This is a genomic window from Duganella sp. sic0402 (assembly GCF_019219065.1).
Classification (GTDB): Bacteria; Pseudomonadota; Gammaproteobacteria; order Burkholderiales; family Burkholderiaceae_D; genus Rugamonas.
Genome location: NZ_JAHUWK010000002.1, coordinates 339,362 through 352,779, shown reverse-complemented (window position 1 = coordinate 352,779; position 13,418 = coordinate 339,362). Strand labels below are relative to the sequence as shown.

The following is a 13,418-nucleotide window of genomic DNA, read 5'->3' as shown; positions in this document are numbered from 1 at the left end:
TGATTTTGCTACCTATTCAACAAGGGACTAAGCATGAGTCAGAAGAACATAGAAGTTAGTATCCTGGAAGCGATCAACCACCTGCTCGCCAACCATCCAAGCTTGCTCCCTACCGTGTATGACATGGTGCATACGCAGCTGGGCTTGCCGAAGGACCAGCTGCGCTGGCTGTCGGGACAGAACCGCATTCCGATGGTCGATATCGACCAGTTTGGCTATGACGAGCAACTCGGCGTTGTGCACGATATCCGCACCAAATACAACTTCGATGGCGACATAGCGCATATCTACGCGGAGAACAAAGGCTATCTGGTGCACAAGTGGCACCACTACCTGCCGCTGTACGACCGCTATTTCAGCGCCTATCGCGGCAAGCCGCTGCGCTTCCTGGAAATCGGCGTCAGCAAGGGCGGTAGCCTGCAGATGTGGCGCAAGTATTTTGGCGAGCAAGCCATCATCTACGGCGTGGATATCAACCCGGAATGCGCAGCGTTGAATGGCATCGCAGGCCAGGTCCGCATCGGCTCGCAGGCGGATACGGATTTCCTGGCATCGGTGGTGGAAGAGATGGGCGGCGTCGATATCATCCTGGATGACGGCAGCCACCAGATGGAACACATTCCGGTCACGCTGAAGGCGCTGTTCCCTAAAGTGAGCGAGGGCGGCCTGTACATGATCGAAGACCTGCACACGGCCTACTGGGAGACGTTCGGCGGCGGTTACCGCTCACCACAGAACTTCTTCAGCACGGTGCTGCAGGACCTGGTGGACGACCTGCATCACTGGTATCACATCGATGGACAGAAGACGCCTGAAGTCAGCAACTTCTGCCCAGGCATCCACATCCATGATTCGGTTGTCGTACTGGAGAAGCAGCGCGTGCAGAAGCCATCGCGCTCGCTGGTCGTCTGACGAAAACTATTTGCCACCGTACGGCGAGATGGTCTTGATGTTGCCATGCTCGTCGTAGAACAGCTCGGTCACTTTCACCGAGCGCAAGTGGGTGATGCCTTTCGACAGGCTGCTGTCGTGGTAGTAAAGGAACCAGCGGCCGTCGACTTCCACGATCGAATGGTGCGTGGTCCAGCCGATCACTGGCGTCAGGATCTGGCCCTGGTAGGTGAACGGGCCGTATGGATTGTCGCTGGTGGCATAGCACAGGAAGTGGGTGTCGCCGGTCGAGTACGAGAAGTAGTACTTGCCCTTGTACTTGTGCATCCACGGACCTTCAAAGTAGCGGCGGTCGTGATCGCCGGCCAGTAGCGGCTTGCCGTCCGCGTCCAGCATCTCCACCGCACGCGGCGCTTCGGCCAGCGATTTCATATCGGCCGACAGGCGCGCCACGCGGGCGGTCAGCGCCGGCTGGTCCGCCGCAGGCTCCTCGTTGCCTTCAGCGTAGACGTTATCGCGGTACTTCTGCAACTGGCCGCCCCAGATGCCGCCGAAGTAGATATAGAACTCCCCCTGATCCTCAAACACCGCCGGATCGATCGAGTAGCTGCCTTCGATAGGCGTGGCTTCGGGCGTGAACGGGCCGGCCGGATGGTCGCCGACCGCAACGCCGATCTGGAACACGCCATCCGCCTTCTTGGCCGGGAAGTACAGATAGTATTTGCCATCCTTGCGAGCCGCGTCGGGCGCCCACATCTGGCGCGCCGCCCATGGCACGTCTTTGACGTGCAGCGCGACGCCGTGGTCGGTGGCAGGGCCGTCCGGATGGTCCTGGGACAGCACATGGTAGTCCTCCATGCCGAAGTGGTCGCCGTTGTCGTTGAATGGAATGCCCGCTTCAATATCGTGCGAAGGATAGATATACACCTTGCCGTCGAACACGTGCGCCGATGGATCGGCGGTGTAGATATGGCTTACCAGCGGCTGCGAGATGGCGTGTTGCAGTGCTTGTTCTTCAGCGGGAGTCAGTTGTTCCGACATTGTATTTACCTTGTTAATTGGTGGCGGCAGCGCGGCGTGCGAACAGGTCTTGTTCGATGGTGCGCTCGGCGGCCTTGTTGATTTTGTAGAAGTACAGAATGGCCGCACCCAGCAGGAACGGAATCGATGCATAGATGCTGATCGAAACGCGGATGCCATCTGCCACAGCCGGAGCCTGTTGCGTCAGCGTGCCGTCGTAGCCGTAGCTCGACAGCAGCGCTGCGACCAGCGCGCCGCCGATGCTGAGGCCCGCCTTGAGGCCGAAGATCATCGCCGAGAACAGCAGCGCGGTGGCGCGGCGGTTGTTTTTCCATTCCGAGTAGTCGGCAACGTCGGCGATCATCGCCCACAGCAGCGGGATGGTGATGCCGTAGAAGAAGCCGTGCAGGATCTGCGCGCCGAAGATGATGCCAATCGAAGTCGGCGAGAAACCATAGAACACCAGCATGAATACGGTCGATGCAAACAGCGTGGCGGCGTAAACATCGCGCTTGCCGAAACGGTCAGCCAGCGATTTGGAGAAGCCGATGCCGATGATCATGCAGAGGATGCCAGCGCCGTTGAACAGGCTGAATGCCGAGGTAGCAGGATCTTCCGGCCACTGGAACTTGGTCAGGCCTACGCTATTCAGCGCGGCGTTCAGGTGCACGATGAAGCCATTGAAGCCAATATCGTTGAGGAACTGCGCCAGCGCCGCCTGTTGCAGGTAGTCCTTGAAGTAGTAGATGTACAGGCCGCCCTTGAGCGCCAGCGTGATGAACACCAGAATGGTCAGCAGCAGCATGACTACCCACGGTTTGTTGCCCAGCAGGTCGGCGATGTCCTGGCGCACGCTGGAGCGTTGCGCGGCGGTCGGCACGATGCGTTCGCGCGTGGTGAAGAAGGCGATCAGGAAGCAGATGGTGCCGGCCACGGCAAAGATGATCATGGTGTTCTGGAAGCCAGCTACCTTGTCGCCGCCACCCAGTATCAGCACCAGCGGCAGCAGCAGCACCTGGATGATCAACTGGGCGATCATCACCGCGACGAAGCGGTAGGCCGACAGGCTGTTACGTTCCTGCATGCTGCCGGTCAGCACGCCGCTCAGCGCCGAGTAGGGCAGGTTGTTGGCCGAGTAGACCAGCATCAGCATCAGATAGGTCAGCGTGGCATAGATGATCTTGCCGCGCTCGCCCAGGTCCGGCGTACTGAAGGCCAGGATGGCGATCAGGCCGAACGGGATCGCAGTCCACAGCAGCCATGGACGGAACTTGCCCCAGCGGGTGACGGTGCGGTCGGCCAGCAGGCCCATCAGCGGATTGAAGCAGGCGCCAGCCAGGCCGCCCAGGAAGATGATGGTCGCGGCGGCGTTGGCCGGAATCTTGTAGACGTCCGTGTAGAAGAACGCGATGAAGGTGAGCAGGGTCTGGAAGATCAGGTTGGCGGCCAGGTCGCCCAGGCTGTAACCGATCTTTTCCGTGACCGAAAGTTTGCCCGCTGGGCTAGAGGTGACGTTGGTCATGATGTCCGATATTGTTGTGTCTGGCCGGGTCTCCACGGCGGTTCATGGTATTACCATGTTGCGGTGCGCAAAATGAATAGCGCAACCATTTCATTGTCACTTTTCTGACAAGTATCGTCAAGCGGATTAATTGGCGGCCGCAAGCAGGTTTGGCGCGGTTGATGGATAATCGGCAAATCGTTCATTTTGAAAGCATCGAACCATGGCAGATTTGTCCGCATTTCCTATCACCGCCAAGTGGCCGGCCCAGCATCCTGAGCGCATCCAGCTGTATTCGCTGCCAACGCCGAACGGCGTGAAGGTGTCGATCGCGCTGGAGGAAGCCGGCCTGGCCTACGAGCCGCATCTGGTCAGTTTCGACACCAACGACCAGCTGTCGCCGGAATTCCTGTCGCTGAACCCGAATAACAAGATTCCAGCCATCATCGATCCGAACGGCCCGGACGGCAAGCCGCTGCCGCTGTTTGAATCCGGCGCGATTCTGCTGTACATCGCCGAGAAGACCGGCCAGCTGATTCCGAAAGACGCTGCCGGCCGCTACGAAACCATTCAGTGGGTGATGTTCCAGATGGGCGGCGTTGGCCCGATGTTCGGCCAGGTGGGCTTCTTCCACAAGTTCGCCGGCAAGGAGTATGAGGACAAGCGTCCGCGCGACCGCTATATCAATGAAGCCAAGCGTCTGCTGGGCGTGCTGGAGCAGCGCCTGGAAGGCCGGCAGTGGATCATGGGCGATATCTACACCATCGCCGATATCGCCATCTGGCCGTGGGTGCGCAACCTGGTAGGCTTCTATGGTGCTGGCGACCTGGTTGAATACAGCAAATACACCAATGTGCAGCGCGTGCTGGGGGCCTTCGTCGCCCGTCCGGCCGTGGCCAAGGGCCTGGAAATTCCGCAGCGCGGCTAATTAGCTGTGCGCCGGCCTACAGCGGGCGGCGCCGGCGGTTCATCGGCAGGCGCGGTACGTGTGTGCGCGACCAGGGCGGTGAGCAGCGTGATGTCGGTGTCGCCGTTGGCCTGAGCTGGCGCGGCTGGGACGGTGGCTGGCTTCGCCGCCGGTTTGTGCGCGACGCGCGAAGCTTGCCGTGCCGCGCTCGCGAGATTGGCGACTGCCGCAGTCATCGCACTTGGCGTCGGCGCGGAGGCCGGAACTGCCCGGTTTTCCTGCAAGGCCGGCAGGTTGATGATGGCTGCCGGTTGTTCCGCAACCCCCGTTGCAGCAGGCCGGGCTTGCGTCACTGTCCCGCGCGCGGTTCTGGCCGCCGAGGCGTGGCGGAAAGTCTGCGGCGTGATTTTCTTGTCGTGCATCAGCCACGCCACGCAGCACATTAACAGCAGCAGCGCCAGCAATCCTATCGTCCATCCATCAATACTCCAGGCGCTCGCCCGCGCTGGATGGGCCGGCGCGCGTGGGCCGTGCTCCAGCTGCGCCAGAATGCGCTTGCTTTCCGCTACGCGCCGTGAGGCAGCCATCAGGTCAGGTTTCGATGTATCCACAATATCTCCCTCGCATTTGATCTGGCCGACATCGCGGTGCTGCGAACGGCTTACGATGAAGTGTCCTGTCTGTGGCGTCGGCCCGTCTTGATGGAGCGCACCATGTTTCTCTTTTCCATGCTGTTGTTCTTTGTGTTGACCTGTATTTGCGCCTGGCTGCTGGTGTTTCCCGGCGGGCGCGAAGTGGTGATGCAGTCTGCTGGTGTCGCGGGACTGCGGGCTGCCGCGCATTTTTTGCGCCGCCGCTATTTATTGATGCTGGCGGTTGTGGTGTTGCTGACGGTGCCGCCGCTGCTGGCGCTGATGCTCAGCGGTCGTGGCATGCTGTCTGGCTACGGCAGCGATAGGCACGCCGTCAACGATCAGATCGCCGGACTGCTGGAAGGCGAGCAGCTCAGCGTCCCCGCGCCGCCGCCGCCGCTGACCTTTACCACCGCTGAAGTGACACTGGTACGTCCCATGCTCGACAGCGCCAATCGAAACTGGCAATTGCTCGATCCCGCCTTCGCGCAGCGGCTGCTGCTGGTCTTCAGAATCATGAAAGAACGTCACGGCTACGACATGGCCATCCTGGAAGGCTACCGTAGTCCGGAGCGGCAGAATGCGCTGGCCGCCGCCGGTCCCGGCGTGACCAACGCCAAGGCCTTCCAGAGCTACCACCAATTTGGCCTGGCGGCGGACTGCGCGTTCCTGCGGGATGGCAAATTGCTCATTTCGGAACAGGACCCGTGGGCCATGCGCGGCTATCAGCTGTACGGCGCGGCCGCCGAAGCGGCCGGCCTGACCTGGGGCGGCCGTTGGAGCATGATGGATTTCGGCCATGCCGAGTTGCGCATGCCGGGCACGGTGCAGAAATAAGCGCCATTGTTCTTGCGCAAGAAATGCTGGCGTTGTTGGTGGCAACATTGTTCGGTCCGCCTGTCGCCTGGGCGTAGCAGTCTTCGCCGGACATCACCATCATGCGCAGAATCTGGAACTCTCTGACTGATCGCCGCACGCTTACTTTTATCGGCCTGCTGGCGGCGATGGCAATGTGCTATCTTGGGGCGCAAGTGCTGGCGCTGGCACTGATCTGGTCACTGATCGCGATCATCGCCTTGCTGGCGCTGGCCGGCGCGTTCTGGGGCTGGCGCCGTTGGCGAGCAAGGCGGGAATCCGAGCGCTTGGGGGAGGCGATTGGCCAGTCCGCAGATCCCGCCATCGCTGAAGTCAAATCCATCCGCGAAAGCATGCTGAAAGCGCTGGAGACGATCAAAGGCTCAAAACTGGGCATGCTCTCCGGGGCGCGCGCCTTGTACGAATTACCGTGGCTTATGCTGATCGGTAATCCGGCCGCAGGGAAAAGCACGGCGATCAGCAACTCCGGCTTGCAGTTCCCCTTCGCCGACAGCAAGGTGCTGCAAGGCGTGGGCGGCACGCGCAACTGCGACTGGTTCTTTACTACCGAGGGCATCCTGCTCGATACGGCTGGCCGCTATTCGGTGCAGGATGAGCACCGCACAGAGTGGCACGGCTTGCTGGACCTATTGAAGAAGTACCGCCGGCGCGCGCCAATCAATGGCGTGATTATCGCGGTCAGCATCGCGGAGCTACGTGGCGATGATCCGGAGGCGGGCATCAAGCTGGCGCGCAGCCTGCGCAAGCGGGTGCAGGACCTGATCGAACGGCTGGAGGTGTTTGCGCCGGTGTACGTGGTGTTCACCAAAGCTGATTTGATCGCTGGTTTTACCGAATTCTTCGCGCAGGCAGGGCGTGCCGAACGTGAGCGCGCCTGGGGCGCTACCATGCCGTATCAGCGCAACGCCAGCAGCCAGCAAGTGATGGCTTTCTTCGATCATGCCTTCGATGAACTGTGCGATGGCCTGAAGGCGATGAGCATCGCCACCATGGGGCAGCTGCGGCGCGAACGCATGGAGCCAGGCGTGTTCACCTTTCCGCTGGAATTTGCCATGATACGGCCGGTGCTACGATCTTTCATCATCTCGCTGTTTGAAGAAAATCCGTTTCAGTTTAAACCTGTCTTCCGTGGCTTCTACTTTACCAGCGCCTTGCAGGAAGGTGCGCCGCTCAGCGAGCAGTCGCAGCGCATCGCCAGACGCTTTGCCCTGAGTGCGACGAATGCCGTGCCGGCGCCCGAAGCGGGGCAGTCCGGATTCTTTCTGTTGCACTTATTCCGCAAAGTGATCTTTGCCGACAAGGATCTGGTATCGCAGTACGCCAGCAAGAACAAGCTGCGGCTGAAGTATGCGGTGTTCTTCGCGGCGGTGCTGTTGCTGGGCGGCGCACTGGGGGGCTGGAGTTGGTCCTACATGGGCAACCGGCAACTGGTCAGCAATGTACAGGCGGACCTCGACAAGGTTATCAGGCTGCAGGCGGCACGCCAGGATCTGCAGTCGCGGCTGGAAGCGCTGGATATTATTCAGGACCGCCTCGAACAGCTGGAGAAGTATCGCGATGCGCGTCCCTGGTCGCTGCGCCTCGGGTTGTATCAAGGCGAGACGCTGGAGCGCAAGCTGCGCGAGGAATATTTCGCCGGTGTCAGGCATGTGATGCTGAAGCCGGTGGCCGAGAGTCTGGAAACGCTGCTTTCGGAAATGAACGCGCACGCCAGCGAACTGGAATCATCCAGCACGCCCCGACCGGCTGGCGATGGCCAGTTCCAGCAGGCGTCGCCGACCAATGTGGACGATGCGTACAACGCCCTCAAAAGCTATTTGATGCTGGCCGATAAAGCGCATGCGGAAGCCAGCCACCTGAATGACCAGCTGCCACGCCATTGGCGCGCGTGGCTAGAGCGGCATCGCGGCGTCATGCCGCGAGAGCAGTTGATACAGGGTGCGGAGCGATTGATGACATTCTATCTCGCGCAAATCGCCGATCCGGCGTGGCCACGCATCGAGGCGAAGCTGGCGCTGGTAGACCAGTCGCGCGAAAACCTGCGGCGCGTGGTGCGAGGGATGCCGGCGCGGGAACGCGTCTATGCGGACATCCGCGCCCGCGCCAGCACGCGCTTCGCGTCAATGACGGTGGCGCGCATCGTCGGTGAGCAAGATCAGCAACTGCTGACCGGAAGCCACGCGGTGTCAGGCGCGTACACGCGCGAGGCATGGGAGAAATTCGTACAGGATGCATTTCGCGACGCCGCCAGCCGCGAGTTGCAAAGCACCGACTGGGTGCTGAAGACCGCCGCGCGTGATGATCTTACGCTGGAGGGAAGCCCTGAACAAATTCAGAAAGGCTTGACGGACTTATATAAGGCCGACTATGCGCGCGAATGGCAGAAGCTGGTGCAGGGCGTCGGCATCGCCAATCTCAATGGTCTGGATGCCGCTGTGGCGGCGATGAACCGGCTGGGCGATCCGCAGTCTTCCCCGTTATCGCGGCTGCTAGCGGAAATCTATCAGCAAACTTCCTGGGACACTCCTGTAGTGCCGGGAGCGCACGTCGAAGCAGCGCAATCAGGTTTCATCAACTGGATCAAAAACAGTCTGCTGCGCCAGGCGCCGGCGCAGATCACTATGCCGCAGCCAACCGGCGCGGCGGGAGCCGTAGGGCGCGAGTTTGCGGCGATTGCCAAACTGGTGGCGCTCAAGGACAAGGACGCGTCGCTGATGCGGGCGTATATGGACCTGTTGTCCAAGCTGCGCGGTCGCTTGAACCAGCTGAAGAACCAGGGCGATCCCGGTCCGGGCGCGCGCCAGTTCATGCAGCAGACTTTGGAAGGCAGCGGATCTGAGCTGGCCGACGCACTGCGCTATGTCGATGAACAGATGCTGACGGGGATGACGGACACGCAGAAGCAAACCATCCGTCCCATTCTGGTACGTCCGCTGATGCAGACCTTTTCGGTACTGGTCGGCCCCGTGGAGACGGAGATCAACAAGACCTGGCAAGCGCAAGTCTATGAACCGTTTGAGCAGGCGCTGGCCAACAAGTATCCGTTTTCGCCGACGGCTCGGCTAGAGGCATCTGACGCGGAGATAGCACAGTTCTTCGGCCCGGAGGGGCTGGTGGCGCGCTTCGGATCGACCACACTGGGGCAGTTGGTGCTGCGTCGTGGCGACGTGCTTGCGCCGCGCAGCTGGGCAGAGATGGGCGTCACGCTATCGCCTCAGCTGCTGCGAAGCTTCCCGCGCTGGATAGCTGCGCCGGGTGTGGCCATCACGCCAGCCGCCGCGCAGACCGTATTCCAGATCCAGCCCATGCCAGCGCCAGGAACGCTTGAATACACGGTGGAGATTGATGGCCAGCAGCTACGCTACCGCAATACACCAGCGCAGTGGGCGAATATGGTGCATCCGAGTCCGCAAGGCGCGCCAGGTGCGCGAATCACGGCGGTAGGGATTGATGGACGCAGCACGGATGTCTTCAACGAGCCGGGCCAGCATGGCCTCAAGCGTATGATCGACACGGCCACCAAGCAAAAGCGCGATGGCGGTGTGTTTGAGCTGCGCTGGAATAGCGGCGCGATCACGGTGGCGATGGGCTTGAAAATCATCAGCAGCGCGGAAGCGGGGCCGCAGCAAGAGCCGGGACTGGTTGGCATGCGGCTGCCGAAGATCATCGTCGGGGCGGCATCGGCGGAGGCGACGCGATGAAGCGGGCCACGCAGGCCGCACGCATAGGCTATTTCGGCAAGCTACCCAGCCTTGGTGACTTTATCAAGGCTGGCGACAACCTGGCGCTGGCGAATCTACTGGATGACTGGCTGGCCGAAGTCATGAATCTGCTGAGCGAAGACCCACGCTGGAAGCGCAATTATGACGCCACGTCTCCTGTGAATTTTGCTTTCACCGGAACGCGAAGTCGGCGTGCGATAGCGGGGCGCCTGATCGCCAGTAGCGATAGCTCACAGCGCCGCTATCCTTTTCTCGCCATGAGCACTTTCGAGGTGGATGCGCCCCCGGTTTTCATTCCTCAAAGCCCGCTGGTACTCGCGCCGCTGTGGGATGCCTTGGAGCTGCGCACCGCCGACGTGATGAGCGCGGCCGCGCCGGAAGCTGCATTGCGGGCGCTATCAGCTACGCCAGTCGAAGTCGATCCATCCGACAGTCGGCACGAACAGTGCTTTCTTGATTTTCTCGATCAGCATGATATCCGCACCTTGGAAGCGATGCTATCGCAAGCCACGGTGCGCCGCACGATACTGGCCATTGGCTTGTTATTGCAACCAGTTCGCAGGAGCGATGCCGAACGGCTGGATAAAAGCCTGGTGCTGCCATTGCCGATGGTGATAAGCCAGCGCTATCAGATTGCCGCATTCTGGCTGAATCTGATCGCTCCCTTCCTGCGTCAGGCAGATTTTGAACTGAGCTTGTTCTTTGCCGAGCAGCGCCGGCGGCCAGCGCTGGTTATCGGCTTTGGCGGCGCAGCACCAGAAACGCTGGCGGCCATCATTGATCCGCACAGCGCTACTGAACAGCAGATCAACTTCGAATACGCAGGGTGGGTCGATGAATTAATCGCCTGCGACTCAAGGGTGCAAAAGCTGTCTGCTTATCTGGAGCAGGAGCGGCTTTCGCTGCGCTCGGTGTGCGCACTATTCCATGAAACCTTCGATTGAAAGGAATGTCGTGATGCTGAAGAAGATGAGTTTTTTGCTGCTGGTGTGCGCCTGCGCTGCCGCTCAAACACCGGGACAGGTCGTCGTCAGCGGCGGCGTGCCGGATGAGGCCAGCAAAGCTTCGTTGCTGGCTAGCGTGCGTGCGCTGTATGGCGCGGAGCGTGTCGTTGACCAGGTGACGATAGCGCAGGTGTCGCTGCCGCCCAATTGGAACGGCTATGTACAAAAACTGATAGCGCCCAATCTGAAGTTGATCAGCAAAGGTGAGTTAAAGATCGACGGCACCAGCGTTACCGTGCGCGGTGAAGTGGCGAACGAGGCGCAGCGGCAGCAGATCGCCAGCGACATCGCCACCAGCCTCAATCCGAGCTACACGGTTAACAACGGCCTGCGTGTCAGTGCTGCGGAACAAAACCTGCTGGATGAAGCACTGGCGAAGCGCATCATCGAGTTCGATAGCGGAAAGGCGACCCTGACGCCAGCCGGCCAAGTCATTCTGGATGAGATGTCCGTAGCGCTGCATAAAGTCAAAGGGAAGAAAGTTGAAGTCATCGGCCATACAGATAATGTCGGCCTGCGCGACAGTAATCTGATGCTCAGCCAGCAGCGCGCCGAAGCCGTGCGCTGGTACTTGTCTGGCAAAGGTGTCGATCAGGATATGGTGATGGTGTCCGGCCAAGGTCCGGATCGTCCGGTGGCGGAGAACAGCACGGCGGAAGGCCGCGCGCGCAACCGCCGTATCGAGTTTCGCGTGGCGCAGTAGTCAGGGCAGGGTAATGGTCACAAAAGCAGGTCGCGGCGCCAGCCTGACCAGATCCGAATATGCAGCTAACGATTCCTCCGTCGAGCGTGACAGCGACGCTTCCATGCCGATGTATGCGCTCAGCGCCATCACGCCGAATATGGCCGAGACTGCCCATATCGGCGTATTGGAGCGCAGCTTGTGGATGATCTGGTCCGGCCGTTCGGCCTGCGGCGCAAAGCCCTTGCTCTTGCCTTGCATGTGCGCGATCTCATCGCCAAGGCGCGCCGTCAGGAATGCCAGTTTATCGCTGGCGTCGAGCGCGTACTTGCCGCGAAAGCCAATCAATAGGCACATATGAAATACCTGTAGCGCGGCCAGTCGTGAACCGCCGGCGCTACGCAACGTCTCCAGCCGGTCAAAGAAGTGTTCGCCGGCCAGCTGATCGCCAAAGATCACCAGCTGCAGCGGGCGGCGTTCCCACGCCAGGCGCACGGAAAACCGCGATGACAGGATGATTTCGTCAAGCGCCGCGCAGAAAGCGTATTTCGCGGCGTCGATGTCTTCGCCTTGTGCCCGCAGCTTACGTGCTTCGCGGTCAAATTCCGCCAGGTAGGCAGTGACAGTGTCGAGGAACGGTGCCTCATCCGGCGGCACGCTGCCATTCTTCAGCATAAACAGCAGGTAAAAGCCTTCCTGCATCAGATCGAGCAGCGTTTGTACATGACCATAGCCATGCTGGATCTGTTTGCGCTGGCCACCCATCTGCGTGGGGTTCGCGCGGCGTTCTACAGCGGCGCTCATGCTGTCACCGCGATCAGGTTAAGACGCAGCTCGCGGATTCCCGACGGGACGTAGATCGAAATCGACTGCGCTTTGAGCATTTGTTCGTATAACATGCCTTTTCCTTCCAGGGCAAAGTAGTAAGTCTCCGGCTGAATCGGAATGGATGCCGGCACTTGCGGCGCATGGGTGAGCTTCACGCCAGGCATGGCGGACAGGACGCATTTCTCCACATCGTCCGGTGCGCCAACCTTGACACGCAGCGGAACCACTTCCACCAGTTCCAGCGCGGGCAAGGCGGCGCTGACGGACAGGTAAAGCATAGTGCGTGCGTCGATTTTTCCCGAATCGAGTTTGCCCAGGTGATAGCTGGGCTTTTCTTCGACCAGCGCGATGGAAAAATATTTGGTTGAGATGACGGTATCAAGAAGGTCGCGGATGATGTCGTCCAAGGCGGTGAAGCATTGCGCAGGATCGTCATGGCGGTAGCAGGGCAGGTCAATCAACGCATACTGCTTGGAGTAGGTCATCATGGCGCCCGCCAGCGCAAGCAGCGCTTCAAAAAGGCGTTCAGGATGCAGCTCGGGATGGCGCGCATAGTGCATCAGCGTTGCGGCTGAGGTGCTGACGGTGTGTACCAACCAGAAGGACGACACATCACCGGAGCGGAATTCGATCACATTGCGGCTGGGCTCACGCATATGGCCTTGTAGCGACTGTATCTTGGCCTGCAATGCGTCCAGCAGGCGATCCAGCATGGCCTTGAGCGCGGGCGCGCTGGTGATCGACACGCTGGGCGGAATGAATGAGGGATCTGGCTCAAAGCCTCCGGTCACGGTTCGCCGCAGGCGTATCACCGGCACGCACTCGAAGGCGCCCAGCGGCTCCAGGTCTGAAAGCAATCTGACCGCGTTCTTGAGGAAAAGGACGTCTGTGCCGACGGCTTGCGTGTACAGGTCTGCCGTTTCGCGGCTGGACTGGCCGTAGCGCGCACCGCTGTGCTGCTCGCCGATGGCGCCGGCATTGCCGCCAGCAGGAGATAGCGAAGGCAGTACCGCGTACCACGTCATATCCATCACACTGGCCGGTATGCGCGTCAGATCAACTGCGACCGGCAGCGGCGTACTGGATGGCGCGTCAACAAGCTCGCCATCGGTAAAGATCAGCGACAGCGTTTCCAGCCGCAGCTTGCCGGCCTTGAGCGCGTCGAGATCCCATGTGATGTCGCGCACGCCCCATGCATACGGCGACAGTGTCCTCACCATCTGATGCAGGCGCGATTCGTGGTACTGGTCTTGTTGCTGGAAGTGCTGTGGACGCAGGAACAGACCTTCGCCCCACAGTACTTTGGATGGAATGGTCATGCTTCCTCCTCGTTGATATCCATCCATTAGAACGAA

The 13,418-nt window shown here is 60.4% G+C and carries 11 protein-coding genes; 6 read left to right on the top strand and 5 right to left on the bottom strand.

Translation table 11 applies throughout. The annotated features are described in order from the left end of the window. Positions 1 to 33 precede the first annotated feature (33 nt). Positions 34 to 912, top strand: coding sequence for a class I SAM-dependent methyltransferase (locus tag KW842_RS07170; RefSeq protein ID WP_218303405.1), 879 nt, complete (start codon positions 34 to 36; stop codon positions 910 to 912). Positions 913 to 918: 6 nt separating this feature from the next. On the opposite strand, the gene KW842_RS07165 is transcribed toward KW842_RS07170, so the two are convergent. Together KW842_RS07165 and KW842_RS07160 are read right to left on the bottom strand one after the other, a co-directional pair. Then, a complete protein-coding gene (locus tag KW842_RS07165; protein ID WP_218303404.1) occupies positions 919 to 1,932 on the bottom strand; it encodes a glycoside hydrolase family 43 protein in 1,014 nt (337 codons plus the stop codon). Positions 1,933 to 1,945: 13 nt separating this feature from the next. Beyond that, positions 1,946 to 3,433 (bottom strand): MFS transporter, encoded by a 1,488-nt coding sequence (locus KW842_RS07160; RefSeq protein ID WP_218303403.1) that lies wholly within the window; start codon positions 3,431 to 3,433, stop codon positions 1,946 to 1,948. Positions 3,434 to 3,635: 202 nt separating this feature from the next. Here KW842_RS07160 and KW842_RS07155 point away from each other — a divergent pair, with 202 nt between their 5' ends. Further along, positions 3,636 to 4,340, top strand: a complete 705-nt coding sequence (locus KW842_RS07155; RefSeq protein ID WP_218303402.1) for a glutathione S-transferase N-terminal domain-containing protein — start codon at positions 3,636 to 3,638, stop codon at positions 4,338 to 4,340. On the opposite strand, the gene KW842_RS07150 is transcribed toward KW842_RS07155, so the two are convergent. Next, positions 4,337 to 4,930: a hypothetical protein gene (locus KW842_RS07150; protein WP_218303401.1), complete on the bottom strand. Its 594-nt coding sequence runs from the start codon at positions 4,928 to 4,930 to the stop codon at positions 4,337 to 4,339. The genes KW842_RS07155 and KW842_RS07150 overlap by 4 nt on opposite strands. Positions 4,931 to 5,032: 102 nt before the next feature. Between KW842_RS07150 and KW842_RS07145 the strand changes: the two genes are divergently transcribed. The 4 genes from KW842_RS07145 to KW842_RS07130 all read left to right on the top strand — a co-directional run bounded on the left by KW842_RS07145 (position 5,033) and on the right by KW842_RS07130 (position 11,256). Continuing rightward, positions 5,033 to 5,788, top strand: a complete 756-nt coding sequence (locus tag KW842_RS07145) for a M15 family metallopeptidase (RefSeq protein ID WP_218303400.1) — start codon at positions 5,033 to 5,035, stop codon at positions 5,786 to 5,788. 101 nt (positions 5,789 to 5,889) lie between these two features. Next, positions 5,890 to 9,528 carry a type VI secretion system membrane subunit TssM gene (gene tssM, locus KW842_RS07140; RefSeq protein ID WP_218303399.1) on the top strand — a complete coding sequence of 1,213 codons (3,639 nt, stop codon included), beginning with the start codon at positions 5,890 to 5,892 and terminating at the stop codon, positions 9,526 to 9,528. Beyond that, complete coding sequence (gene tagF / locus KW842_RS07135) at positions 9,525 to 10,493, top strand: type VI secretion system-associated protein TagF (protein ID WP_218303398.1); 969 nt, start codon at positions 9,525 to 9,527, stop codon at positions 10,491 to 10,493. The genes tssM and tagF overlap by 4 nt, the downstream gene beginning before the upstream one ends. Before the next feature lie 13 nt (positions 10,494 to 10,506). Then, positions 10,507 to 11,256, top strand: coding sequence for an OmpA family protein (locus tag KW842_RS07130; RefSeq protein ID WP_229223546.1), 750 nt, complete (start codon positions 10,507 to 10,509; stop codon positions 11,254 to 11,256). Here the strand turns inward: KW842_RS07130 and icmH are convergent, their stop codons facing one another. Both icmH and tssK read right to left on the bottom strand, forming a co-directional pair. Beyond that, complete coding sequence (gene icmH / locus KW842_RS07125; RefSeq protein WP_218303396.1) at positions 11,257 to 12,039, bottom strand: type IVB secretion system protein IcmH/DotU; 783 nt, start codon at positions 12,037 to 12,039, stop codon at positions 11,257 to 11,259. Then, positions 12,036 to 13,382: a type VI secretion system baseplate subunit TssK gene (gene tssK, locus KW842_RS07120; RefSeq protein WP_218303395.1), complete on the bottom strand. Its 1,347-nt coding sequence runs from the start codon at positions 13,380 to 13,382 to the stop codon at positions 12,036 to 12,038. The genes icmH and tssK overlap by 4 nt, the downstream gene beginning before the upstream one ends. Positions 13,383 to 13,418 lie beyond the last annotated feature (36 nt).

What these genes read in the sequence shown, in the direction of transcription:
- KW842_RS07155 (WP_218303402.1), top strand. Translation starts at nt 3,636, where the DNA reads ATGGCAGATTTGTCCGCATTTCCTATCACCGCCAAGTGGCCGGCCCAG.
- KW842_RS07145 (WP_218303400.1), top strand. Translation starts at nt 5,033, where the DNA reads ATGTTTCTCTTTTCCATGCTGTTGTTCTTTGTGTTGACCTGTATTTGC.
- KW842_RS07130 (WP_229223546.1), top strand. Translation starts at nt 10,507, where the DNA reads ATGCTGAAGAAGATGAGTTTTTTGCTGCTGGTGTGCGCCTGCGCTGCC.
- icmH (WP_218303396.1), bottom strand. Translation starts at nt 12,039, where the DNA reads ATGAGCGCCGCTGTAGAACGCCGCGCGAACCCCACGCAGATGGGTGGC.
- tssM (WP_218303399.1), top strand. Translation starts at nt 5,890, where the DNA reads ATGCGCAGAATCTGGAACTCTCTGACTGATCGCCGCACGCTTACTTTT.
- tssK (WP_218303395.1), bottom strand. Translation starts at nt 13,382, where the DNA reads ATGACCATTCCATCCAAAGTACTGTGGGGCGAAGGTCTGTTCCTGCGT.
- KW842_RS07170 (WP_218303405.1), top strand. Translation starts at nt 34, where the DNA reads ATGAGTCAGAAGAACATAGAAGTTAGTATCCTGGAAGCGATCAACCAC.
- tagF (WP_218303398.1), top strand. Translation starts at nt 9,525, where the DNA reads ATGAAGCGGGCCACGCAGGCCGCACGCATAGGCTATTTCGGCAAGCTA.
- KW842_RS07160 (WP_218303403.1), bottom strand. Translation starts at nt 3,433, where the DNA reads ATGACCAACGTCACCTCTAGCCCAGCGGGCAAACTTTCGGTCACGGAA.
- KW842_RS07165 (WP_218303404.1), bottom strand. Translation starts at nt 1,932, where the DNA reads ATGTCGGAACAACTGACTCCCGCTGAAGAACAAGCACTGCAACACGCC.